Genomic DNA, 23,911 nt, shown 5'->3' on the forward strand with positions numbered 1-23,911 from the left:
CGAATAGCGGCCGTCCGAATTGCAATGAACAGATAATCAATTCATTTGGGGCCTCCGATGCGCAAGAATTTCCCTGTTACGGATGTCGAATACCCCGTGAGCGACGAGACGCTGATCGTCTCCCGGACCGACATCAAGGGCAAGCTCACCTACTTCAACGAGGACTTCCTCGCTGCCGCCGGCTTCACCTCGGCCGAGCTGATGGGCCAGCCGCACAACGTCGTTCGCCACCCCGACATGCCGCCTGAGGCGTTCGACAATCTCTGGGACACGCTGAAGGCGGGCAAGCCCTGGCTCGGCGCAGTAAAGAACCGCCGCAAGAACGGCGACTTCTACTGGGTGCTGGCGACGGCCTCTCCGATCCGCGAGAACGGCCAGGTCAAGGGCTATACCTCGATCCGCACCAGGCTGCCGGCCGACCAGCGCAGGCTCGCCGAGGAGGTTTACACCGCCATTCGCGAGAAGAAGCCGCATGGCTACCGCGTCGATGCCGGCATCATCCGCCGGCGCTCGTGGCTCGACCGCTTCAGCACCTTCACCGGGACGCTGAAGGCGCGCCTGGTCACGACGATGGTGATCCAGGCATTGTTCATGCTCGCGCTCGGCATCGGCGGCGCGCTCTCCGCCGGCGGCTCGACCAGTCTGGTCCTGTCGCTGCTGGCGCTGTTCGGCGCCGCCATCGCCGGCTTCGCCGGCCTTGCGACCATCCGTGCGATCCAGGGTCCGATGCAGCAGCTCAATGACACTTTGCTCAACCTCGTGCAGGACAAGCTCGACAACCGCATCGTGATCGAGCGCGACGACGAGATCGGTGAGGCGCTGCGCAACCTCCAGACCGTGCAAACCATCATCCGCTTCAGCCGCGACGAGGTGCAGGCCGTGCAGCGCCGCGCCGAGGCGCAGCGCAAGTCCGACATGACCAAGCTCGCCGACGGCTTCGAGGCCGCGATCGGCGAGATCGTCGAGACTGTGTCCTCGGCCGCGACCGAGCTCGAGGCTTCGGCCTCGACCCTGTCCTCGACTGCGGGCCGGGCGCAGGAATTGGCCACGGTGGTCGCATCCGGTTCGGAGGCCGCCTCCAGCAATGTCCATTCGGTGGCGTCGGCCGCCGAGGAGATGTCATCCTCCGTGCGCGAGATCGGCCGGCAGGTGCAGGATTCCACCCGAATTGCCAGCGAGGCAGTTAGCCAGGCACATGCCACGACGGAACGCGTCAGCGAGCTGTCACGGGCTGCGGCGCGGATCGGCGATGTCGTCGAATTGATCAATGCGATCGCGGGCCAGACCAATCTCTTGGCACTCAACGCTACGATCGAGGCGGCGCGGGCGGGTGAGGCCGGCCGCGGCTTCGCGGTGGTCGCTTCCGAGGTCAAGGCACTGGCCGAGCAGACGGCCAAGGCGACCGGCGAGATCGGCCAGCAGGTCGGCGGCATCCAGGCGGCGACGCAGGATTCGGTCAGCGCCATCGGCGAGATCAGCGGCACCATCGCGCGTCTGTCGGAAATCGCTTCGGCGATTGCGGCGGCCGTGGAGCAGCAGGGCGCGGCTACGCAGGAGATCGCCCGCAACGTGCAGCAGGCTGCCCGAGGCACCCAGCAGGTCTCGTCCAATGTCGGCGACGTCCAGCGCGGCGCATCCGAAACCGGGTCGGCCTCCTCGCAGGTGTTGTCCGCCGCGCAGATGCTGTCGCGCGACTCCAGCCGGCTCAAGCTCGAGGTCGGCAAGTTCCTGAACTCCGTCCGCGCCGCCTGAGGCGCGCGGCTGCATGGCTGCGATGTAGATTTCGCAGTGCGGTAGCAGGGAAGTGAATGCGTGAAGGCCGCCGGAGGTTAGCGTTTCTGGCGGTGCTCAGGTAAAGGGGAGCAGGGGATCGCCGTGGGGGCGGAATCCTTATCCTCGCCTGACCTGGAATTGCCTGGCGCATGATTGCTCTGGTCCGTATTGCCCTGAGCCGGCCCTATACGTTCGTCGTGCTAGCGCTGCTGCTGCTGATCATCGGACCGCTCGCGGCGCTGCGGACTCCGACCGACATCTTCCCGGACATTCGCATTCCCGTGATCGGTGTGGTCTGGCAGTACACCGGCCTGCCGCCGGACCAGATGTCGGGCCGCATCACCACGCCATTCCAGCGTGCGCTGACGACGACCGTCAACGACATCGAGCACATCACGGCCAATTCCTATAACGGCTTCGGCATCATCAAGATCTTCTTCCAGCCGAACGTCGACATCCGCACCGCCAATGCGCAGGTCACGGCGATCTCGCAGACGCTGCTCAAGCAGATGCCGCCGGGTGCGACGCCCCCCTTGATCCTGAACTACTCGGCTTCCACCGTGCCGATCATTCAGGTCGCGCTGTCAGGTGAGGGGCTCACCGAGCAAAATCTCGCCGATATCGGCATCAACCAGCTCCGCACGCCGCTGGTCACCGTGCCAGGCGCGGCGATCCCTTATCCATTCGGCGGCAAGCAGCGCCAGGTCCAGATCGACCTCGATCCCACCGCGCTCCAGGCCCGCGGCCTGTCGGGCCAGGACGTCGCCAATGCGCTCGCCGCGCAAAACCTGATCACGCCGGTCGGCACCCAGAAGATCGGTCAGTTCGAATACAACATCCAGCTCAACAACTCGCCGCTCCGGATCGACGAGCTCGGCAATCTGCCGATCAAGACCGTCAACGGCGCCATGGTCTATGTGCGCGATGTCGCCACCGTGCGCGACGGCAATCCGCCGCAGACCAACATCGTCCATGTCGACGGCAACCGCTCGGTGCTGATGATGGTGCTGAAGGCGGGCGCCACTTCGACGCTCGATATCATCGCCGGCATCAAGCAGAAGGTGATCGAGGTCAAGGACCAGATGCCGGATGCGCTCAAGATCGGCTTCATCGGCGACCAATCGGTGTTCGTCCGCGGCGCGATCCAGGGCGTCGCCTTTGAAGGCGTGATCGCGGCGCTGCTGACCAGCGTCATGATCCTTCTGTTCCTCGGCAGCTGGCGCTCGACCATCATCATCGCGGTCTCGATCCCGCTCTCCGTGCTGGGCGCCATCATCATGCTGTCGGCGATCGGCGAGACGCTGAACATCATGACGCTCGGCGGCCTTGCGCTCGCCGTCGGCATCCTCGTCGACGACGCCACCGTCACCATCGAGAACATCAACTACCATCTCGAGCAGGGCAAGCCGGTCGAGCAGTCCATCCTCGACGGCGCCAATCAGATCGTGACGCCGGCCTTCGTCTCGCTGCTCTGCATCTGCATCGTGTTCGTGCCGATGTTCTTTCTCACCGGCGTCGCACGCTTCCTGTTCGTGCCGATGGCGGAAGCGGTGATGTTCGCGATGATCTGGTCGTTCATCCTGTCGCGCACGCTGGTGCCGACCATGGCGAACTATCTGTTGCAGGCGCATGTCCATCACGAGGGCTTTCCGCCGAAGTCGCGCAATCCTCTGGTCTGGTTCCAGCGCGGCTTCGAGGCGCGGTTCGAGCGCATCCGCGGTGGTTATCGCGGCCTGCTCGGCCTGGCGCTGGCGCACCGCGCGGTGTTCGTGATCGGCTTCCTCTGCGTCGTCGGCGCATCCTTCGCGCTGGTGCCGTTCCTCGGGCGCAATTTCTTCCCCGCGGTCGATGCCGGCAACATCCTCATGCATGTCCGCACCCAGGTCGGCACGCGCGTCGAGGAGACCGCCAACCAGCTCGCCGACGTGCAGAAGGCGGTCCGCAAGCTGATCCCGGGCGAGATCGAGACCATGACCGACAATATCGGCATGCCGATCTCTGGCATCAACATGACCTACAACAACACCGGCGTGATCGGCCCGCAGGACGGCGACATCCAGATCAAGCTGAAGGAAGGCCACAAGCCGACGGAAGAGCACGTGAAGGTGCTGCGTGAGCAATTGCCGCGCCTGTTCCCCGGCGTTAGCTTCGCGTTCCTGCCGGCCGACATCGTCAGCCAGATCCTGAATTTCGGCGCGCCGGCGCCGATTGACCTGCAAATTCGCGGCGCCAATCTCGGCGCGAATTTCGCTTATGCCAACAGCCTGCTGGCCAAGGTCCGCAAGATTCCGGGCGTTGCCGATGCGCGCATCCAACAGTCGCCGAACAATCCGACCTTCAACATCGACGTCGACCGCACCCGCGCGCAATATGTCGGCCTGACCGAACGCGCCGTCACCAACAGCCTCGTGGTCAATCTCGCCGGCTCATCGCAGGTGGCGCCGACCTACTATCTCAATCCCGACAACGGCGTGTCCTACTCGATCGTGATGCAGACGCCGCAATACCAGATCGACTCGCTCGGCGCGCTGCAGACGCTGCCGATCACCGCCGCCGGCAATGCGCAGTCGCCGATCCTCGGCGGCATCGCCGACATCAAGCGCTCGACCTCGAGCGCGGTGGTGTCGCAGTACGACATCCAGTCGATGGTCCAGATCTTTGCGACGACGTCAGGCCGCGATCTCGGCGCGGTCGCCGCCGACATCCGAAAATTGATCGCCGAAACTGCGAAAGAGGTGCCGAAGGGCTCGTCCGTGGTGCTGCTCGGCCAGGTGCAGACCATGAACAGCGCCTTCACCGGCCTGCTGTTCGGCCTGCTCGGGGCCGTCGTGCTGATCTACTTCCTGATCGTCGTGAACTTCCAGTCCTGGTCCGATCCGTTCGTGATCATCACCGCGCTGCCGGCCGCGCTCGCCGGCATCGTCTGGATGCTGTTCATGACGGAGACGACACTGTCCGTACCGGCGCTCACCGGCGCCATCATGTGCATGGGCGTTGCCACTGCCAACAGCGTGCTCGTGATCTCCTTCGCGCGCGAGCGTTACGAGGAGCTCGGCGATCCCATCGCCGCCGCGCTCGAAGCCGGCTTCGTCCGGTTCCGCCCGGTGCTGATGACCGCGCTCGCCATGATCATCGGCATGGCGCCGATGGCGCTGGGGTTAGGGGAGGGCGGCGAGCAGAATGCGCCGCTCGGCCGCGCCGTGATCGGCGGCCTGATCTTTGCAACATTCGCCACGCTGATGTTCGTTCCCGTGGTGTTCAGCATGGTCCACAAGAAACAAGGCGTCAAAGCCGCCGCCTCATTGGAGACTCCGCATGTCGCCCACTGAACCCCGCTCGGCGGTGTCGCACCGGAAACTGGGCATCTTCGGCGTGGCGGCGCTGATTGCGGCAGGTCTCGTCGTCGGCACCGGCATCCGTGCCCGCGAGGAGCAGGGCTCCAGGCTGAAGGAATGGACCGATGACCAGGCCGTTCCCAGCGTGGCGGTGACGCTGCCCAGCGCCAAGGACCTCAACGCCACCATCGATCTGCCCGGCCGATTGGAAGCCTACTACCGCGCGCCAATCTTCGCCCGCGTGTCGGGCTACCTGAAGAGCTGGAGTGCCGACATCGGCGCTCGCGTCAAGGCCGGCCAGGTGATTGCCGAAATCGAGGCGCCGGACCTCGATCAGCAGCTGCTGCAGGCCCGCGCCGACCTCGCCAGCCAGCAGGCCAGCGCCAGGCTGTCGGAAGCAACGCTGAACCGGCGCAAGACGCTGGTCGCCTCCAACTTCGTTTCCGCGCAGGAGATCGACGAGCGCACTGCCGACCTCTCCAACAAGAAGGCGGCCGTCAATTCGGGGCAGGCCAATGTCGAGCGGCTGGAAGCGCTCGCCGGCTACAAGAAGATCGCCGCGCCGTTCGACGGCGTCGTCACCGCGCGCGACACCGACGTCGGCGCGCTGATCAATGCCGGCGGCGGCTCGGGCCCGGCGATGTTCGTGATCTCCGACATCACCAAGCTGCGCGTCTACGTCAACGTGCCCCAGAACTACGTGCCGGCGATCAGGATCGGCGCCAAGGCGACGATCACGCTGCCGGAATACCCGAACCGGACTTTTCAGGCGACGGTGGAGGCGTCCTCGCAGGCGGTCGACGTCGCCTCCGGCACGACGCGGATGCAGCTTGGTCTGGACAATTCGAGCGGCGAGCTGATGCCCGGCGGTTACGCCAGCGTGAAGCTGAGCCTGCAGCGCGACTCCGCGCCGCTCAGCATTCCCGCCAGTGCGCTGATCTTCAACGGCAGCGGCCTGCGCGTTGCGACCGTCGGGGCGGACGACAAGGTGCGGTTCAAGGCCGTGACCATCGCGCGTGATCTCGGCCGCGAGATCGAGCTCGCCTCGGGGATCGCGCCGGACGATCGCGTCATCACCGCCCCGCCCGACGGCCTTGCGGACGGCGATGCGGTGCGTGTGGTTGGCGCCGGTGCCAAAGGCAAGCCGGCGACTGCGTCGGAGAAGCAGCCGCCGAAGAGCTGAAGACTGTCTCGTGCCCCGGACGCGGCGCAGCACGAAGTGGTGCGCCGCTGAGCCGGGGCCCATCTCTCCTCGCTGTACTGTGTAGCTCTCTGGGTCCCGGCTCTGCGGAGCGGCATTGCATGCCGCACCGCGTCCGGGACACGAGAGGGAGCTACGCCACCCGCCACTCCGGCACGCCATCCCCAGCCATCGTGATCTCGCCGAGCGAGCCCACCGGTGTGCGATCCATGTCGAGTAGATGCGCCAGCGTCACGCCGTCGCTCGCCGGAATCCGCGCAAGTGTACGCCGATCATCCGCCGTGCGCAGCATCACCACGCCGTGCTCAACATCGCCGCCACGGCCGTAGAGCACGGTAAAGCTCTCGACCTTGCCCTTGCCCGAAGCCTCCGTCACAAACTCCGGCACCGCGCGCTTGTTGCGGTCGGCTTCGCCTTGCACGCTCGTCTCCTGCGCCAGCGCCTCACGCGGCGGCGTCTTTGCCACGACCAGCGCGTGATGCTTGGTGATGAAGCCGCCTTGGCCATAGAGCAGGCCGAGCTTGGCACCGTCGCGTACACGCCGCACCATCGCACAGGCCGCGTGCGTCATGTAGGTGTTGAGCGGCGCGCCGAAGAAGGTGAGACCGCCGGTCACGGTCGGCTGCACGTCGGCACCCAAGCCGAGCGTCCGCCGCGCCATCTTGGGCACGCACGGAAAGCAGCTGTAGAGCTCGATCGCATCGAATTGCTTGCCGTCGCCGCCGGCGAGGTCCATCACGCTCCTGAGCACCGCGTTCTGCGGATGGCTCTCGTAGAACTGGTCGCGCAGCAGATAGTCGCGTGGCTCCTCGGCAGAGGCGCCGCCGAGCGGATAGACCAATTTGTCCTCGGGAATCCCGACCGCCCGTGCCTTGGCGAGGCTGGTGAGCAGCAGCGCGCCGCCCATGTTGACGCTGGGGTTGGCGACCATGAGCTTGTTGTAGGGCCAGGCGATCAGCCGGTTGTCCGCCGTCGGCGTCGTGATCTCCTCGGGCGCATAGCGCCGCTTCAGCCACGCGTTGGGATTCTGCGCGGCGGCTTCCGAATAGCGCGACCATAGCGTGCCCGATTCCGCCATCGCTTCGCGCGGCGTCTGGCCCCAATGTGCGGATGAGGCCGCCTCATAGAACGGATAGACGGTGACGGGGCGAAACACGCCGAGCTTCACCGCGAGCGGCTTCTGGAACGCCGCGCCGCGCTTGGGCTCCTCGACGTCATGCGCGAAGGGCGTCCATGGCAGCTTGGCGCCGGCGCGCTCCGCCTTGGTCGCAGTCGACTGCGCTTCCGCGCCGCAGACCGCCGCCACGCTGCATTCCCCGCGCGCGATGCGCTTTGCCGCCTCGTGGATGTAACGGATCGGGCTCTCGCCGCCGACCGGGCCGTAATAGCAATGCGCAGGCGCAATGCCGAGACGCTCAGCCAAAAGCTTCTCCGGATCGCGATAGCGCCAGCTCAGGAAGTTGACGACGTCGAGCGACTGCACCTCGCCGAGCAGCTTTGCGCCGGCATCCTGCTCAGCGCGCCGCAGCGCCTGTTCGAGTAGATCGAGCGGTTCGAGGCCCTCGGTGATCTCCTTCGGGCGGTCGACGATCTCGCCGATGCCGACGATGACGGGGATGCGGTCTTCGGGGGTAGGGGAGCTGGTCATTTCTTCTTGCTTCACGTTTCAGATCTTGGGCACGCCGCCGCCCTTCGAGGGCTGCTGAAGAAGCGGCCACCTCCATCCCCGCGCGATGGCAAAGCCATCGTCGCAGGAGGTGCGAGGCCGGCGGCGCACTCGCGCCGCTGGCCGAGCCTCGAAGGATGGGCCGCGAACACCACGCCAGCCACGGGCAATCACTCCGCCACCAGCGCATTGATGTGCTCGACGGCTTCGGCGAAATCTTCCTTGAACTCCTGCACCACCGCGCCTGCCGACTTCACGCTGTCGATCAGGCCGACGCCCTGGCCGACGAAGTAGCTGACGAGATCGCGCGCCTTGGCGTTGCCGCTTGCGGCGGCGCGGTCGATCGAATGGAAGGCGTCGCGGCTGACGATGCTTTGCAGCGGCATCGGCAGTGCGCCGGGGCTCTCCGGCGCGCGGTCCCAGGCATCGGTCCAGACCGAGCGGAGCTGCCGGGCCGGTTTGCCGGTGCGGCCCTTCGAACGAACGGCATCGCGCGAGGACGCCGCGATCATCTTCTCGCGGAAAATCTCCGTGGTCTCGGCCTCGACGGTGGCGAGCCACACCGAGCCGGTCCAGACGCCGGCCGCGCCCATCGCCATGCAGGCCGCCATCTGCCGTCCGGTCATGATGCCGCCGGCCGCCAGCACCGGCACGTCGCGGATGGGCTTGATCGCCTTGATCACCTCCGGCACCAGCACCATGGTCGAGACCTCGCCGCAATGGCCGCCGGCCTCGGTGCCCTGCACCACGAGAATGTCGACACCGGCCGCGACCTGACGCAGCGCGTGCTCCTTGGCGCCGACGAGCGCTGCGACCGGCACGCCGTGCGTCTTGCCCATCTCGATCATCGCCTTCGGCGGCACGCCCGGCGCATTTGCGATCAGGCGGATCGGATGATTGAAGGAGACTTCCAGCAGCTGGAGCGCCGTCTTGGCGTCGAACGGCTGCGGCTGATTGTCCGCGACCTCGGTGGTCGTCAGCTCGATGTCGTATTTCTTCAGGAGATTTCGCGTGTAATCGCGGTGCGCCTGCGGCACGCGCGCTTCCAGGCTCTTCCAGGTGACGTCCTTCTCGCCAGCGGTCGAGATGTTTTCGGGGATCAGCACGTCGATGCCGTAAGGCTTGCCATCGACGTGATCGTCGATCCACTTCAGCTCGCGTTCGAGCGTGTCAGGCGTGTGCACGGTCGCGCCCAGCACGCCGAAGCCGCCGGCGCGGCTGACGGCGGCGACGACATCGCGGCAATGACTGAAGGCGAGCAGTGGGAATTCGATCCCCAGCATGTCGCAGATCGGCGATTTCATGGCTCTCTCCCGGCAGCCTTCGCGTTCTCGTTGCTTTCGCTGGCAAAGCAAAGTGACGCTAGCCGATCGATGACATGCCGGATTCGGCGAGGCATCTTGTGTGTAGACGTCGCGCGCCATCCGCGGGCCGCAGGCCGCGGCGTCCTAAGTGACGCCGTCATTCCGGGGCGCCCGCAGAGCGAGCCCGGAATGACGGCGGGGAGGGGGTGCCATGACAAAACGCTGAGTGGCCCCGTCCGGCAATGCATTTCGGCGCCCTTGCCATCGGCCGTTCGCGGGCTAATTAATGCAGGCGCATCTTTCCGCCGGAGCCCCGCATGACCGATACCCCCGCCTACGTGCCGCCCAAAGTCTGGACCTGGAACAAGGAGAATGGCGGGCAGTTCGCCAACATCAACCGGCCCATTGCCGGTCCCACCCACGACAAGGTGCTGCCGGTCGGCAAGCACCCCCTCCAGCTCTATTCGCTGGCGACGCCGAACGGGGTAAAGGTGACGGTGATGCTGGAGGAGCTCCTGGCGCTCGGCCACAAGGGGGCCGAATACGACGCCTGGCTGATCAGGATAGGCAACGGCGACCAGTTCGGCAGCGGCTTCGTCGACATCAACCCGAATTCCAAGATTCCGGCGCTGATGGACCGCTCCGGACCCGAGCCGATCCGTGTGTTCGAGTCCGGCTCGATCCTGTTCTACCTCGCCGAGAAGTTCGGCGCCTTCCTGCCGAAGGACATCAAGACCCGCACCGAGGCGATGTCCTGGCTGTTCTGGCAAATGGGCAGCGCGCCCTATCTCGGCGGCGGATTCGGCCACTTCTACGCCTATGCGCCGACCAAGATCGAATACGCCATCGACCGCTTCGCGATGGAGACCAAGCGCCAGCTCGACGTGCTCGACCGGCGCCTCGCCGACAACGAATATCTCGCGGGCAAGGAGTACACCATTGCCGACATGGCGGTGTGGCCCTGGTACGGCGCGCTCGCCAAGGGGCTGGTCTATGGCGCCGGCGAATTTCTCTCGGTGCAGGACTACAAGAACGTGCAGCGCTGGACCGACCAGATCGCCAAGCGTCCGGCCGTGAAGCGCGGCCGCATGGTCAATCGCGTCTCCGGCGACCCCGCCAGCCAGCTCCACGAGCGTCACGACGCATCCGATTTCGAGACCAGGACGCAGGACAAGCTCGCGCCCGCGACGTAGGGCGGTACTTTCTTCGCCTCTCCCCGCGTGCGGGGAGAGGCCGACGCGCGCGAGCGCGGCGGGTGAGGGGGACTCTCCGCGAGTCCAATTGTTACCGTCGGTGTGGAGACTCCCCCTCACCCTCTCCCAGCAAGCGGGGAGAGGGAAAGAGAGATGAGTGGCTTAAGCCATGCTCAGCTCGTGGCGTCCGACCACCATCCAGTGCACCTCGTCCGGACCGTCGGCGAAGCGCAGGTGCCGCACGTCCTGATACATCTCGGCGAGCGGGGTCCAGTGCGAGATGCCGGTCGCGCCATGCATCTGGATCGCCTGGTCGATGATCTTGCACGCCCGCTCCGGCACCATGGCCTTGACCATGGAGACCCAGACGCGGGCCTCCTTGTTGCCCAGCACGTCCATGGCCTTCGCCGCCTTCAGCACCATCAGCCGCATCGCCTCGATCTCGCAGCGCGCCTGCGCGATGATCTGCATGTTGCCGCCGAGATGGGCGATCTTCTTGCCGAAGGCTTCGCGGGTGAGGCCACGCTGCACCATCAAATCGAGCGCCTTCTCGGCCTTGCCGATGGTGCGCATGCAGTGATGGATGCGGCCCGGGCCGAGACGGAGCTGCGAGATCTCGAAGCCGCGGCCTTCGCCGAGCAGCATGTTCTCCTTCGGCACGCGGACATTGTTGAAGCGCATGTGCATGTGGCCGCGCGGGGCGTGGTCCTGGCCGAACACGTACATGGGGCCGAGCACCTCGACGCCGGGCGTGTCGCGCGGCACCAGGATCTGCGACTGCTGCTTGCTCGGCGCCGCATCCGGATTGGTCTTCACCATCACGATGAGGATCTTGCAGCGGGGATCGCCGAGGCCCGAGATGTAATACTTCTCGCCGTTGATGACCCATTCGTCGCCGACGAGCTTGGCCGTGGTCGAGATGTTCTTGGCGTCGGACGAGGCGACGTTCGGCTCGGTCATGACATAGGCCGAGCGGATCTCGCCGTTGAGCAGCGGCTTCAGCCACGTCTCCTTCTGCTCCTTGGTGCCGACGCGCTCCAGCACCTCCATGTTGCCGGTGTCGGGCGCCGAGCAGTTCATGCTCTCGGACGCCAGCGGGCTCTTGCCGAGCTCGGCCGCGATATAGGCGTAGTCGAGATTCTTCAGGCCCTGGCCGGTCTCGTCGTCGGGCAGGAAGAAGTTCCAGAGGCCTTCTTGCTTGGCCTTGTTCTTGGCCTTCTCCAGGACTTCGAGCTGCTTCGGCGTAAAGCTCCAGCGATCCTCCTTGCCTTCGCCGGCCTTGGCGAACTCGATCGACATCGGCTCGACGGTGTCGCGGATGAACTTCTTGACGTGGTCGTAGAGCGGCCGGACCTGGTCCGACATGCGGAGGTCATTGAGCTCGTCGCCCGGATTGAGTGTGTAGTTGGTGGTGCGGGGAATGTAGGTGTGTTTTGTCATTGTTCCTCCCGGGGTCACTGAGATCGTGCTGCGGCGAGAATAGTCGTAGCGCTGCCAAAGTGAAGCGCGCATTTTCATGCGCAGGCGTGCCATGTGATGGAATTCGCGAGGGCGTTTGAAATGTTGTTTGAACCAGATGAGGGAGGTGGCATGTACGCGCCTCACTCTCAGCTGTCATCGCCCGCCTTGTGCGCAGTTGCGCACTGGGGCGGGCGATCCAGTACTCCGTGACAGCAGTGATAGAGCCGAAGGGCCGCGGCGTACTGGATGCCCCGCCTTCGCGGGGCATGACAGCAGTAGAGTGGCTACTTCAATTCGCCATCCGATGCATCGCGCAGATCTTGTTGCCGTCGAGGTCGCGCAGGTAAGCGAGATAGAGCTTGCCGCCCGGGCCTTGGCGAATGCCGGGCGGATCCTCGATCGATGTCCCACCGGCGGCGACTCCGGTCTCGTGCCATTTGTCGACCTGCTCCGGGGAGTTGCAGGCAAAGCCGATCGTGCCGCCATTCGCGCACGTTGCCGGCTCGCCGTTGATCGGCTTCGACACCGAGAACACGCCGGTCTTGGTGATGTAGAAGATGCGATGGCCGTCGACCCTGGCCGGGCGCACCTCGAGCGTGCCGAGCAGTTGGTCGTAGAACGCCTTGGCCTTGTCCAGGTCGTTGGTGCCGATCATGACGTGTGAAAACATTTTCCCATTCCCTTCTGCGCGTACAAACTCAGAAACCGTAGGGTGGGCAAAGCGCAGCGTGCCCACCACGGCAAATCGAAAATGGAATTGGTGGGCACGCCGCAAGTGCGGCTTTGCCTACCCTACGAGATATCAGAACGCCGTATAACCGCCGTCGATCACGAACGTATCGGCCGTGTGATACGACGACGCCTTGCTCATCAGATACACCGCGATGCCGCCGAAATCGGATGCCTCGCCGAAGCGCCGCATTGGAATCCGCGGCATGACGTTGGCAACGAACTTGTCGTTGGCCATGAGCCCTGCGGTCATGTCGCTCTTGATCCAGCCTGGCAGGATCGCATTGGCCGTGACGCCGTAACGCGCCAGCTCGACGCCGAGCGCGCGCACCAGCGCGTTGATGGCGGCCTTGGTCGCGGCATAGTGCTCGTTGCGGGCGGTGCCGAAGATCGAGGCGAGACTCGAGGTCGCGACGAGGCGGCCAAAGGGATCGCCGGCATTGGCGCGATCCGTCATGTGCTTGGCCGCGGCCTGGAACGCGTGGAACACGCCGTCGAGGTTGGTCGCAAACATCGTGCGCCATTCCTCCTCGGTGCGCTCGATGAAGGAGCGCCTTCCGCCGCCGCCGATCCCGGCATTGGCGAAGCAGCCGTCGACGCGGCCGAAGGTATCGAGTGTCGCCTTCATCGCGGCGTTGACTGAGGTCGGATCGGTAACGTCGCAGACGCGGGTGTCGACCTTGCCTGATAGCCCCGCCATGCTCGCGGCAGCGGCCTTGTTCTTGTCAGCATTGCGGCCCCAGATCGAGACGTTGCAGCCCTGGGCCGCGAGCGCCTGCGCGATGCCGAGCCCGATGCCGCCATTGCCACCGGTGATCACGGCCACGCGGCCGGAGAGGTCGAAGAGGTTCATGGCGCGTTTCCTGTTCTTGGCAAGACTTCCTTTTTGGCAAGGCTTCCCGGCATCAGGCGCATCAGCCGCTGCGCACAAGATTGCTTGCTATGCTCCGATCACCATGGACAAGGTCGCGACAAAAATCAAATATGTGCCCGGCAAAAGTAATTCCGGTCTGCGAAACTGTCGCGGGCTGCAACTGACGAGGAAACCATGCAGTTCAAACACGTCACGCTCGATTTCGATGGATCGGTCGCGATCCTCAAGCTCGACCATCAGGAGGTGATGAACGCAGTCTCCGTGGATATGCTGGGCGGTCTCGCCGAGGCGCTCGATGCGATCGAGGAGAAGAAGGACGAGGTGCGCTGCGTCGTGCTGACCGGCGCGGGCCGCGCCTTCTGCACCGGTGCCAATCTCCAGGGGCGCAACAACCAGTCGAAGAAGACCAAGGCCGGCCTGACGCTGGAGACCGGCTTTCACCCGTTCCTGCGCCGCATCCGCAATCTGCACTGCCCGATCGTGACCGCGGTCAACGGCCCCGCCGCCGGCGCCGGCATGAGCTTCGCACTGCTCGGCGACATGATCCTGTGCGCGCGCTCGTCCTACTTCCTGCAAGCCTTCCGCCGCATCGGCCTCGTGCCGGATTGCGGCTCGACCTGGCTCTTGCCGCGGCTCGTCGGCCGGGCGCGCTCGATCGAATTGTCGCTGATGGGCGAGCGGCTGCCGGCCGAGAAGGCGCTGGAATGGGGCCTGGTCAACCGCGTCTACGACGACGGCGTGCTGATGGAGGAGGCGATGAAGCTCGCCCGCGAGCTCGCCAGCGGCCCGACCGTGGCGCTGTCGCTGATCCGCAAGCTCTACTGGGACAGCCCGGAAAATTCCTTCGAGGATCAGCTCAATCTCGAATTCCAGTGCCAGCTTCGCGCCGGCGACACCCAGGATTTTCGCGAGGGCGTCGGCGCGTTTCTTGAGAAGCGTCCCGCGCAGTTCAAGGGCAAATGATCCAGGCGCAACTTTCCCGCAGCGTGGTGCGCTGGTGCGAAGGCGCGACCGGAGTCACCAGGGCCGCAAAGCTGTCCGGCGGCGCCAGCCAGGAAACCTGGCGCTTCGACATCATGCATCCTGATGGGCCGATCGGCGCGATCCTGCGCCGCTCGCCGAAAGGCTATGGCGCCGCGCCAACGCGCGCGGCCGGTCTTGCCGCTGAAGCGCAGCTGATGCAGCTCGCTTATGAGGCCGGCGTGCCGTCGCCGCGCGTGATGCATGTGTTGGTGCCGGAAGACGATCTCGGCACCGGCTTCATCATGCAGCGGGTCGAGGGCGAGACCATCGCCCGCAAGATTCTTCGCGATGAGGATTACGCGGCGGCGCGGCCGCATCTCGCACGGCAGCTCGGCGGCATTCTCGCGGGCCTGCATGGGCTGCCGCAGGACAGGCTGCCGGAGCTGCGGTACATGACGGCGACGAAGGAGATCTCCGAGTTCGAACGCGACTATCGCAGCCTGAACTGGCCCAAGCCCGTGTTCGAGCTGGCGCTGCGCTGGCTGCGCGACCACGATCCCGGTCCCGCGGCCGAGACCACGCTGGTGCATGGCGATTTCCGCAACGGCAATCTCATCATCGGCGCCGACGGCGTTCGCGCCGTGCTGGACTGGGAGCTCGCTCATCTCGGCGACCCCATGGAGGATCTCGGCTGGGTCTGCGTCAACTCCTGGCGTTTCGGCGAGATCGACAAGCCGGTCGGCGGTTTTGGCTCACGCGAGGAGCTGTTCGCGGGTTATGAGGCCGCAGGCCGCAGGGTCGAGCCTGCGCGCGTGAAATTCTGGGAGGTGATGGGCACGCTGCGCTGGGGCATCATGTGCGGCGGCATGATGCAGCGGTTTCGCGAGGGGCCCGACCATTCCATGGAGCGCGCCATGATCGGTCGCCGCGCCTCCGAGACCGAGATCGATCTGTTGCGGCTGTTGGCGCCGCGCGGGAGCTGACACATGCAGGACGAGCCGACCCCCATCGAGCTGACCAAGTCGGTCGCCGATTTCCTTCGCAACGACATCACGCCGCTGATCAGCGGCCACCAGGCCTTCAAGCTGCGCGTCGCCATCAACATCCTCGACCTCGTGACGCGGCAACTGACGCAGGAGGAGGGGAGCGATGCGAGGGAGGTGGAGCGGCTGCGCGCTCTGCTCGGCATCGACGGCTCGGTCATGGAGCTCAACCGCGCGCTCGCCGAGCGCATCGCGAAAGGCGAGGTTGATCTGGCAACGCCTGGTCTCGCGGAACATCTGTGGGCGACCACGATGGACAAGCTCGCCGTGGACCAGCCGAGCTATGCGTCGTACAAGCGGGAGTTATCGCGAGGCGGATAGACGCTTCCGCAACCTCGGTGTCATCGCCCGCCTAGTGCGCAATTGCGCACAGGGGCGGGCGATCCAGTATTCCAGAGACAGCAAAGATTGAACCGAGAGGCCGCGGCGTACTGGATGCCCCGGTCAAGCCGGGGCATGACAGCGGTGGTTGGGCGTAGACCTTCTGGGACGGCAGAGAGCGTCCTACCTCCCCACCCATTTCGGCGGCCGCTTCTCCGAAAATGCCTTCGGGCCCTCGATGTAATCCTGTGAGGCGACCATCGCCTTCACAGCCGGATAATCGCGCTGATCCGCGATCGCCTGCTCCAGCGACACGCCAAGCCCCTTCTGGATGGCCTGCTTCGAGGCCCGGATCGACATTGGCGAGTTCTTGGTGATCATCTCCGCCCAGCGCAGCGCGGCCGAAAGCGCCTCGCCCTGCGGCACCACCTCGTTGACGAAGCCGAGCTCAAAACCCTCCTTGGCGCTGACATGGCGCGCGGTGAGGATCATGCCCATGGCGCGCTTCAGCCCGATCTGGCGCGGCAGCCGATGCAGGCCGCCGGCGAGCGCGGCGAGGCCGACGCGCGGCTCGGGCAGGGCGAAGGTCGCATTCTCCGAGGCGATGATGAGGTCGCAGGCGAGCGCGATCTCGAAGCCGCCGCCCATGGCGACGCCGTTCACCGCGGCGATGATCGGCTTGTCGCAGTCGAAGCGCGAGGTGAGGCCGGCAAAGCCGCCCTTGTCCCAGCCGCGCTTGCCGCCGGCGGCCTGCCATTTCAGATCGTTGCCGGCGCAGAACGCCTTGTCGCCGCTGCCGGTGACGACCGCGATCCACTGTTCGGGATCGGCCGAGAAATCATCGAACACCTTCTGAAGCTCGAAATGCGCATCGGTGTGCAGGGCGTTGTAGACCTCGGGCCGCGACAGCGTGACGATCGTGATCGGTCCCTTGCGTTCCACCTTGGAAAATTTCAGCTCCATCGCGCGCTCCCGCATTTTCTCGTGTCGGAATATTGCCGTCATACTACCGCGCGTCGGCGGCGGAGCACCATCGAATTGCGCTGGTGCGCCTTGCATAGCCGACACGTCTCGGCTTGCTTGACTTGCACGCGCTCTTCTCACCTTAATCGTTCCAAGCAAAAATGCGCCTAGCGCCTTAACGCAAAACGATAAAATCAATCCGGGAGAGAACCTGTGGATTTCTCATTGCCTGCCGATCTCGTCGCCTATCTCGGAGAGCTCGACCGTTTCATCGAACGCGAGATCAAGCCGCTGGAGGAGGCCGACGACAACATCCGCTTCTTCGACCACCGCCGCGAATGGGCGCGCACCGATTTCGAGAACGGTGGCCTGCCGCGGCATGAATGGGAAGCGCTGCTGCGCAAGGCCAAGGATCTCGCGGATGCCGCCGGGCATTTGCGCTTTCCGGTGCCGAAGCAATATGGCGGCAAGGATGGCTCGAACCTCTGGATGGCGGTGATCCGCGAGCATTTTGCCGCGAAAGGTCTCGGCCTGCACAACGACCTCCAGAACGAGCATTCCATCGTCGGCAACTTCCCCGTCGTGACCATGCTCGACCGCTACGGAAGCGCCGACCAGAAGGCGATGATCGACGGCTCGATCAGGGGCAAGTATCGCACCACCTTCGGCCTCACCGAGCCGCATCACGGCTCGGACGCCACCCACATGGAAACGCGCGCGGTGCCCGCGACCCGCGACAACGTCAAGGGCTGGATCATCAACGGCGAGAAGATGTGGACCACCGGCATGCATGTCGCCACGCACTGCGCGCTGTTCGCGCGCACGTCAGGCAATGACGGCGATGCCCGCGGCATCACCTGCTTCCTGGTGCCGGCGAAGAGCCCTGGCGTGAAGGTCGAAGAGTATATGTGGACTTTCAACATGCCGACCGACCATCCGCGCGTCAGTTTTACGGATGTGTTCGTGCCTGAGGATGCGCTGTTTGGCGAGGTTGGCCGCGGCCTGTCGCTGGCACAGTGTTTTGTGCATCAGAACCGCATTCGCCAGGCGGCGAGCTCGCTCGGCGCCGCCGTCTACTGCATCAACGAGAGCGTGAAATACGCGCGTGAGCGCAAGCCGTTCGGCAAGGCGCTCGCCGAGAACCAGGCGATCCAGTTCCCGCTGGTCGAGCTCGCCACGCAAGCCGAGATGTTGCGCCTTCTGATCCGCAAGACCGCCTGGGAGATGGACCAGCTCACCGAGGAGCAGATCGAGCGCACGCTCTCCGACCGCGTCTCCATGTGCAACTATTTTGCAAACCGCCTCTGCTGCGAATCCGCCGACCGCGCCATGCAGGTCCATGGCGGCATGGGCTATTCACGCCACAAGCCGTTCGAGCACATCTACCGCCACCACCGCCGCTACCGCATCACCGAGGGCAGCGAGGAGATCCAGATGCGCAAGGTGGCGGGGTTCTTGTTCGGCTATATGGGGCCGGGGAAGCATTAAGGCTCGCACCGCTACTGGGTGGGCAAAGCGAAGCGTGCCCACCACTTTTGTTGCAAACGTGGAAGAATGGTGGGCACGGCGCTTTGCGCCTTTGCCCACCCTACGGGACCGCGGATTCAATTCACCCTCCGATCCTTCCCCGTCCAATACGGCTCGCGCAATTGCCGTCGCAAGATCTTGCCGGACGGATTGCGCGGCAGCGCCGGCAGGAACTCCACGCTCTTCGGCGTCTTGTAGCCGGCGATGCGCTCGCGGGTGAAGTTGATGATGTCGGTCGCGGTCGCCTCTCTGCCGGGCTTCATCACCACGACGGCCTTCACGGCCTCGCCCCATTTGTCGTCGGGCACGCCGATCACGGCAGCTTCCGCAACATCAGGATGATCGCACAGCGCGCTCTCGACCTCGGCAGGGTAGATGTTCTCGCCGCCGGAGATGATCATGTCCTTGATGCGGTCGTGGATGTAGAGATAGCCGTCCTCGTCCATGTAGCCGGCATCGCCCGTGCGCAGCCAGCCGTCACTGCGCAGCGTCGCGGCGGTCGCCTCCGGCAGGTTCCAGTAGCCCGCCATGTTCGAGCCGGATCGGGTCGCGATCTCGCCGACCTGCCGCGGCGGCAGCGGCTTGCCGTCCGCATCCAAAATCGCAATCTCGACGCCCGGCAGCGCCTTGCCGGCCGAGCGCATCCGCTCCAGTCCCTCGACGTGATCTTCGGGAGGGAGTGCGACGATCGTGCCGGTCGTTTCCGTCATCCCATACAGCTGCACGAAGCCGCATTTGAAGACCTCGATGCACTCCTTCAATAGCGCCGCCGGTATCGGCGAGGCGCCGTAGAGCATGTATTTCAGCCGCGAGAAGTCGACCGCCTTGGCGCGCGGCTGCCGCACCACGAACTGCATCGCCGCCGGCACCATGAACAGTTTTGTGATGCCCGACTGCTCGAAGAAATCCAGCACCTTGGTCGGATCGAACTCGCGCGCGATCACGCCGCGGGCGCCGTGATAGAGCCCCATCACGCCCCAGCCGGAGCCGCCGATGTGGAAGACCGGCATCGCCACCAGCGAGACGTCGTCGGTCGACCACCGGTTCCATTCCGGCTTGTCCTCGGCATTGCCTGATTGCACCAGGTTGAGGAAGTTTGCGTGGCTCAGCATCGCGCCCTTCGGCTTGCCTGTGGTGCCCGAGGTGTAGAGCTGGATCGCGATGTCCTTGGTGTCGATCGGCACCTTCGGATCGTCGCCGCTCTGCGCATCGCGCCAGGCCGTAAAGTCCTGCCATTCCGGCGCGCCGCCCTCGGTGGTGATGACGGTGCGCAGGCCGGGAAGCCGATCTCTGATCTGGCGAACCTGAGTAATGAACTCCGGCCCGACGAACAGCACCGGGGCCTTGCAGTCGTCAACGATGAAGGCGACCTCTGGCCCTGCGAGCCGCCAGTTCACCGGCGCCATGACCACGCCGGCTTTCATCGCGCCCATCAGCAGCTCGAAGTAGATGTCACTGTTCTTGCCGAGATAGGCGATGCGGTCGCCGCGTCTGACGCCCATTGCAATCAGCGCGTTGGCGACCTTGCTGGTCTTGACGTCGAACTCGGCAAAGCTGGTGAGACGGGCTTCAAATTCATAGGCGATCGCGTTGCCGCGGCTTTTCGCGCGCTCGCGCACCATGTCGGCGAGATTCGCCAGTTTCGGTGATGCGGACATGTCTCTCCCGGGGTATTTTGCTTTTTATGCCGCGGAGTGTGGCGTCAACCGTGGGTGAAGACAAGGTGGGAGGGGGCACTCTGGTCTCGTGTCCCGGACGCGCTGCAGCGCTTTTGCGCTGCTGCGCAGAGCCGGGACCCATGCTGCTTCCGCGTTTGAAGTGCGCTGGACCCCGGCTCAGCAGCGCATCACGCCGAACTGGACGATGCTTCGCATCGCCAGGGGCGTGCTGCGCTGCGTCCGGGGCACGAGATCACCCTCTCTTCGCCCGGTCCTTCTCGTTCTGCGCCATGATGCTCTCGCGCGCAGTTTTCCAATCGTCGTCGCTCCAGTCGCGGAGCTGGTAGAAATTGCCGCCCATCGCGAGCGCCTGCGCGCCGTCCATGGCGATGGTCTCGCCGTTGATCCAGTCGCAGCCGCCGGAGATCAGGAACACCGCGAGGTTCTGCAATTCCTCCATGGTGCCGACCCGGCCCATCGGGTTCATCGCCTTGGTGCGCGCGCCGGCTTCATCGCCCGGCTTGATGCGCTTGCTCATGCCCTCGGTCGGGATTTCGCCGGGCGCAATGGTGTTGAGGCGGATGCCGTAGCGGCCCCATTCGGTCGCAAGCGACATCGTCATGGCATGGATCGCCGACTTGCTCATCGCCGACGGCACCACGTAGGGCGAACCGTTGCGCACCCAGGTCACGGTGATGGAGACGACATTGCCGGGCTGCTTCAACGCGATCCAGCGCTTGCCGATCGCGTGCGTCACATAGAACGTGCCGTGCATGACGATGTTGGCGACCGCGTCGAAGCCGCGCGGTGACAGCTCCTCGGTGCGGGAGATGAAATTGCCGGCGGCGTTGTTGATGAGGTCGGTCAGCGGAGCCTCGCGGAAGATGTTCTCCACCATCTCCTCGACCGCGAGCGCGTTGCGGATGTCGACGCCGTGGCTGGTGACGCGGCCGCCGTGGAGATCCATCAGCTCGGTCGCGGTCTCGTCGCACACGATCTTGCGCCGGCCGCAGATGTGCACCTCGGCGCCGAGCTGGAGGAAGCGCGCCGCCATGGACTTGCCGAGCCCGGTGCCGCCGCCGGTCACGAGGATGCGGCGTCCAGCCAGAAGATTTTCCTTGAACATCGCTGTTTCTCCCGTACGGATTGTCAGTTAATTGGTCGATTGACTAAATCCGGCCGCCAGCGTCCTGTAAAGCGGCAACCGGTCAAGAACAGGGGAGAATTCGTCCATGGAAGATCGCGTCCAGATCTCGATCTCGGAAGGCGTCGCCGACGTGCGCCTGGTGCGCGCCGACAAGATGAATGCGCTGGATCAGGCGATGTTCGAGGCCCTCGTCGCCGCAACCGAGCGGCTTTCGAAGGACAAAGGCGTGCGCGTCGTCGTGCTGTCGGGCGAGGGCCGCGCCTTCTGCGCCGGGCTCGACATGGGGCGTTTTGCCGCCATGAAGGAGAAGGGCGGCAACGGAATTCCGGGGGGCGAAAATCGCGATCTCACGGTGCGCACGCATGGCCAGGCGAACTTTCCGCAACAGGCGGTGTGGGGCTGGCGCCAGCTCCCGGTTCCCGTGATCGCGGCGGTGCACGGCGTCGCGTTCGGCGGTGGCTTCCAGCTCTCGCTCGGCGCGGATATGCGATTCCTCTCGCCCGATGCGCGGATGTCGGTCATGGAGATCAAATGGGGCCTCGTGCCTGACATGGCGGGCACGCCGATCCTGGCCTCGCTCGTGCGCGACGATATTTTGCGCGATCTCACCTACATCGGGCGCATCTTCTCCGCGCAGGAGGCGATGACCTACGGCCTCGCCACGCGCATCTGCGACGATCCGCGCGCCGCCGCCCTCGAAGTCGCGCGCGAGATCGCCGGCAAGAGCCCCGATGCGATCCGTGCGGCCAAGCGGATGCTGAACAATCTCTCGGTCGATCCGGGCCCGGCGCTGCTGGCGGAATCGGTCGAGCAGCAGAAGCTGATCGGCAGTGCGAACCAGACCGAGGCGGTGCGCGCCAATCTGGAGAAGCGCGAGCCGAAATTTGCGGATTAGCTTTCTGTCATTCCGGGATGCGCCGTAGGCGCAGGCCCGGAATCCATCGAGCCGCATGTTCTGCCGTTAAATGGATTCCGGGTTCGATGCTTCGCATCGCCCCGGAATGACGAGCTGAATGGTATCCACGCTTCAACCCGGCGAAAGATCGGAAAACAAAAATGAGCGAAACGTCCCACTTTCTCGGCATCGTCTCCGGCGACCGCCGCCGTTCCCACGCCGAGGTCGCCAATCGTGCCGACCGCATCGCCTCCGGCCTCGCCAAGCTCGGCGTCAGGCCGGGCGATTGCGTCTGCATGCTGATGCGCAACGACGTCGCCTTCCTGGAGGCTGCCTACGCCGCGATGCGGCTCGGCGCCTATGGCGTGCCGATCAACTGGCACTTCAAGCCGGAGGAGATCAGCTACATCCTGAATGATACCGGCACGTCCGTGCTGATCGGACACGCCGACATGCTGCACGCCCTGCGCGATGCGATTCCTGCTGATGTCACCGTGCTCAGCGTGCCGACACCGCCGGAGATCCTGTCGAACTACAAGATTGATCCCGATCATCTGGCGAGCCCTAGCTTCGCGATCGATTTCGAATCCTGGCTCGCGCAGCACCAGCCATATGAAGGCCCGGTCGTGCCGCAGCCCATGAACATGATCTATACATCGGGCACCACAGGCCATCCCAAGGGCGTCCGCCGCAACGCGCCGACGCCGGAGCAGCAGGCCGCCGGCGAGCGCATGCGCGCGATGATCTATGGGCTGAAGCCGGGTGCCCGCGCGCTGCTGCCGGGCCCGCTCTATCATTCCGCGCCGAACTCGTTCGGCATCCGCGCCGGTAAGCTCGGCGGGGTGCTGGTGCTGATGCCGCGCTTCGAGGCGGAGGAGTTTCTGGACGCGATCGAGCGCTTTGAGATCGACACCATCTTCATGGTGCCGACCATGTTCATCCGCCTGATGAAGCTGCCGGAAGAGGTGCGCAGGAAGTACGACATCTCCTCGCTGCGCCATGTCATCCACGCCGCGGCACCGTGCCCGGCGGATATCAAGCGCGCCATGATCGAGTGGTGGGGACCGGTGATCTACGAATTCTATGGCTCGACCGAATCCAGCGCTGTCACCTTCGCGACGTCAGAGGACGCGCTGAAAAAGCCCGGCACCGTCGGCAAGATTTCGCCCGGCGCCGAGCTGCGTTTCCTGGGCGAGGACGGTCGCGTGCTGGGCGTCGGCGAAATCGGCGAGATCTATTCCCGCATGGCGGAGCTGGCCGATTTCACCTACCACAACAAGCCGGAGAAGCGCGCCGAGATCGACCGCGACGGCTTCATCACCTCCGGCGACGTCGGCTATATCGATGAAGACGGCTACGTCTTCATCTGCGACCGCAAGCGCGACATGGTGATCTCGGGCGGCGTCAACATCTACCCGGCCGAGATCGAATCCGTGCTGCACGCCGTATCAGGCGTGCACGATTGCGCGGTGTTCGGCATCCCCGATGCCGAGTTCGGCGAGGCGCTGATGGCGGTGGTGGAGCCGCAGGCGGGTGTCACGCTCGATGCCGCCGACGTCCGCGCCGCGCTGAAGGCGCATCTCGCCGACTACAAGGTGCCCAAGCACATCGAGATCCGCACCGGGCTGCCGCGCGAAGACTCCGGCAAGATCTTCAAGCGCCGCCTGCGCGATCCCTTTTGGGAGCAGGCGGGGCGGAAGATCTGACGGTGCCGTAGCCCGGGTGAGCGATGCGATACCCGGGACAACAAACAGCAAAGTCCCGGATGTCGCTTCGCTCATCCGGGCTGCAACAAATCGCGATGACTTGAGCCGCGTCATGGATCACGACCTTGCTGGCCGTGTTATACACACGGCAT

General features: G+C 65.0%; 18 protein-coding genes. 10 read left to right on the forward strand and 8 right to left on the reverse strand.

Annotated elements, in window-relative coordinates; all coding sequences use genetic code 11:
* Positions 1-57 precede the first annotated feature (57 nt).
* The 3 genes from CVM73_RS00745 to CVM73_RS00755 all read left to right on the forward strand — a co-directional run bounded on the left by CVM73_RS00745 (position 58) and on the right by CVM73_RS00755 (position 6,291).
* Positions 58-1,752 carry a methyl-accepting chemotaxis protein gene (locus tag CVM73_RS00745; RefSeq protein ID WP_100230111.1) on the forward strand — a complete coding sequence of 565 codons (1,695 nt, stop codon included), beginning with the start codon at positions 58-60 and terminating at the stop codon, positions 1,750-1,752.
* A 170-nt stretch (positions 1,753-1,922) separates the two neighbouring features.
* The gene (locus CVM73_RS00750) at positions 1,923-5,102 is read left to right on the forward strand and encodes an efflux RND transporter permease subunit (RefSeq protein ID WP_100230112.1); all 3,180 of its coding nucleotides are present in this window, start codon (positions 1,923-1,925) and stop codon (positions 5,100-5,102) included.
* The gene (locus CVM73_RS00755) at positions 5,089-6,291 is read left to right on the forward strand and encodes an efflux RND transporter periplasmic adaptor subunit (protein ID WP_100230113.1); all 1,203 of its coding nucleotides are present in this window, start codon (positions 5,089-5,091) and stop codon (positions 6,289-6,291) included. The genes CVM73_RS00750 and CVM73_RS00755 overlap by 14 nt, the downstream gene beginning before the upstream one ends.
* A gap of 151 nt (positions 6,292-6,442) precedes the next feature.
* Here CVM73_RS00755 and CVM73_RS00760 read toward each other — a convergent pair whose 3' ends face one another.
* Complete coding sequence (locus tag CVM73_RS00760) at positions 6,443-7,957, reverse strand: acetyl-CoA acetyltransferase (RefSeq protein ID WP_100230114.1); 1,515 nt, start codon at positions 7,955-7,957, stop codon at positions 6,443-6,445.
* Between the two features lie 188 nt (positions 7,958-8,145).
* Positions 8,146-9,279: a nitronate monooxygenase gene (locus CVM73_RS00765; RefSeq protein WP_100230115.1), complete on the reverse strand. Its 1,134-nt coding sequence runs from the start codon at positions 9,277-9,279 to the stop codon at positions 8,146-8,148.
* 317 nt (positions 9,280-9,596) lie between these two features.
* Between CVM73_RS00765 and yghU the strand changes: the two genes are divergently transcribed.
* Entirely contained in the window at positions 9,597-10,472 is an 876-nt protein-coding gene (gene yghU / locus CVM73_RS00770) for a glutathione-dependent disulfide-bond oxidoreductase (RefSeq protein ID WP_100230116.1), read from the forward strand.
* Between the two features lie 162 nt (positions 10,473-10,634).
* Here the strand turns inward: yghU and CVM73_RS00775 are convergent, their stop codons facing one another.
* From CVM73_RS00775 to CVM73_RS00785, 3 genes are all read right to left on the reverse strand, one after another.
* Positions 10,635-11,912 carry an acyl-CoA dehydrogenase family protein gene (locus tag CVM73_RS00775; protein ID WP_100230117.1) on the reverse strand — a complete coding sequence of 426 codons (1,278 nt, stop codon included), beginning with the start codon at positions 11,910-11,912 and terminating at the stop codon, positions 10,635-10,637.
* Positions 11,913-12,222: 310 nt separating this feature from the next.
* The gene (locus CVM73_RS00780) at positions 12,223-12,603 is read right to left on the reverse strand and encodes a VOC family protein (protein ID WP_100230118.1); all 381 of its coding nucleotides are present in this window, start codon (positions 12,601-12,603) and stop codon (positions 12,223-12,225) included.
* A 132-nt stretch (positions 12,604-12,735) separates the two neighbouring features.
* Positions 12,736-13,515 carry an SDR family NAD(P)-dependent oxidoreductase gene (locus tag CVM73_RS00785; protein ID WP_100230119.1) on the reverse strand — a complete coding sequence of 260 codons (780 nt, stop codon included), beginning with the start codon at positions 13,513-13,515 and terminating at the stop codon, positions 12,736-12,738.
* A 195-nt stretch (positions 13,516-13,710) separates the two neighbouring features.
* Between CVM73_RS00785 and CVM73_RS00790 the strand changes: the two genes are divergently transcribed.
* The 3 genes from CVM73_RS00790 to CVM73_RS00800 are packed head-to-tail and all read left to right on the forward strand — an operon-like array spanning position 13,711 to position 15,863.
* Positions 13,711-14,499 carry an enoyl-CoA hydratase/isomerase gene (locus CVM73_RS00790; RefSeq protein WP_100230120.1) on the forward strand — a complete coding sequence of 263 codons (789 nt, stop codon included), beginning with the start codon at positions 13,711-13,713 and terminating at the stop codon, positions 14,497-14,499.
* Entirely contained in the window at positions 14,496-15,482 is a 987-nt protein-coding gene (locus CVM73_RS00795) for a phosphotransferase family protein (RefSeq protein WP_100230121.1), read from the forward strand. Before CVM73_RS00790 ends, CVM73_RS00795 begins: the two co-directional genes overlap by 4 nt.
* A 3-nt stretch (positions 15,483-15,485) precedes the next feature.
* Positions 15,486-15,863, forward strand: a complete 378-nt coding sequence (locus tag CVM73_RS00800; RefSeq protein WP_100230122.1) for a DUF6285 domain-containing protein — start codon at positions 15,486-15,488, stop codon at positions 15,861-15,863.
* Positions 15,864-16,046: 183 nt separating this feature from the next.
* Here the strand turns inward: CVM73_RS00800 and CVM73_RS00805 are convergent, their stop codons facing one another.
* The gene (locus CVM73_RS00805) at positions 16,047-16,826 is read right to left on the reverse strand and encodes an enoyl-CoA hydratase-related protein (RefSeq protein WP_100230123.1); all 780 of its coding nucleotides are present in this window, start codon (positions 16,824-16,826) and stop codon (positions 16,047-16,049) included.
* Positions 16,827-17,039: 213 nt separating this feature from the next.
* Here CVM73_RS00805 and CVM73_RS00810 point away from each other — a divergent pair, with 213 nt between their 5' ends.
* Positions 17,040-18,314, forward strand: a complete 1,275-nt coding sequence (locus CVM73_RS00810) for an acyl-CoA dehydrogenase family protein (protein WP_100230124.1) — start codon at positions 17,040-17,042, stop codon at positions 18,312-18,314.
* A gap of 116 nt (positions 18,315-18,430) precedes the next feature.
* On the opposite strand, the gene CVM73_RS00815 is transcribed toward CVM73_RS00810, so the two are convergent.
* The gene (locus CVM73_RS00815; RefSeq protein WP_100230125.1) at positions 18,431-20,011 is read right to left on the reverse strand and encodes a fatty acid--CoA ligase; all 1,581 of its coding nucleotides are present in this window, start codon (positions 20,009-20,011) and stop codon (positions 18,431-18,433) included.
* Between the two features lie 253 nt (positions 20,012-20,264).
* Positions 20,265-21,137 carry an SDR family oxidoreductase gene (locus tag CVM73_RS00820; protein WP_100230126.1) on the reverse strand — a complete coding sequence of 291 codons (873 nt, stop codon included), beginning with the start codon at positions 21,135-21,137 and terminating at the stop codon, positions 20,265-20,267.
* 106 nt (positions 21,138-21,243) lie between these two features.
* Between CVM73_RS00820 and CVM73_RS00825 the strand changes: the two genes are divergently transcribed.
* Together CVM73_RS00825 and CVM73_RS00830 are read left to right on the forward strand one after the other, a co-directional pair.
* The gene (locus tag CVM73_RS00825) at positions 21,244-22,053 is read left to right on the forward strand and encodes a crotonase/enoyl-CoA hydratase family protein (protein ID WP_100230127.1); all 810 of its coding nucleotides are present in this window, start codon (positions 21,244-21,246) and stop codon (positions 22,051-22,053) included.
* Positions 22,054-22,214: 161 nt separating this feature from the next.
* Positions 22,215-23,759 (forward strand): acyl-CoA synthetase, encoded by a 1,545-nt coding sequence (locus CVM73_RS00830; RefSeq protein WP_100230128.1) that lies wholly within the window; start codon positions 22,215-22,217, stop codon positions 23,757-23,759.
* The last annotated feature ends 152 nt before the right edge of the window (positions 23,760-23,911 follow it).

The organism is Bradyrhizobium forestalis, from assembly GCF_002795245.1.
GTDB lineage: Bacteria > Pseudomonadota > Alphaproteobacteria > Rhizobiales > Xanthobacteraceae > Bradyrhizobium > Bradyrhizobium forestalis.